General features: G+C 71.9%; 1 protein-coding gene. It reads right to left on the bottom strand.

The window, feature by feature from the left end:
- Positions 1-45: 45 nt before the first annotated feature.
- On the bottom strand, positions 46-798 hold a 753-nt coding region (locus B1790_RS31800), incomplete at its 5' end, for an AAA family ATPase (protein WP_158083908.1).

Raw genomic sequence — 798 nt, 5'->3', positions numbered from 1 at the left:
GGGTCGACTGCCTCGTCAGTCGCGCAGTCGCGTGCGTAGGCCGCGTTAGAGGTCGATGCCGTGGTCGCGGGTGTGTTCCTGGGCGCGGGTGGTGAGGCGGGGTTTGAACTGGGCGTGCTGGGTGGCGCGGAGGGTGTCGCGGCGGGCGAGGAGTTCGGCGGCGTCGCGGTCCTCGGCGGTGACCGGTTCCTGGTCGGCGAGGTGGGTTTCGGCGCGTCCGATGGCGGTCTCGCGACTGGTGGGGGTGCCGAGCTGCTGAGCCCAGGGCAGGTTGTCGGCGAGAGCGTCGACGAGGCTGTGGGCGGGGGTGCGGCCCTCGGTGGGGGTGTGCACCAGCAGGAGCTTGGTGTTGGCGCGGGCGGCGTGTTCGGTGAAGTAGCGCAACTGTTTCGGGTCGAGGTGGTCGGCGTCGTCGATGACCAGCAGGTTGCCCGGTGGGATGGTCCATTCCCCGTTGTCGAGGCGCCGGCGGGTGGTGGCCGGGTCGGTGAGTCGTTCGGCGTAGCGGTGGGTGTCGGCGAAGGCGGTCGCGGCGTCGGTGGCCGGCATCGCCAGGACGTGCTTGCCCTCGCCGGTGACGGCGGCCGCGACCGCGGCCAGGGCGGCGTGCTTGTCGGCGTCGGGTCCGACGGTGAGCACCTGCACGGACTTCATGCTGGCGGTGATCGTCGACACCACGGCGCGGGCCGGTTCGTCGAGGTCCTCCCACCCGTGGGCCGGCGGTGGGTACAACGTCGCCGGGCTCGTCGCCCCGGCGGCCTCCATGAAGTCCACCTCAGCACGCAACACCATCACGTC

Origin of the sequence: Mycobacterium sp. AT1, from assembly GCF_002043095.1 — a bacterium.
Classification (GTDB): Bacteria; Actinomycetota; Actinomycetes; order Mycobacteriales; family Mycobacteriaceae; genus Mycobacterium.
Note: the sequence above shows the minus strand (reverse complement) of the source record. Positions and strands in the feature narration are given on the sequence as shown.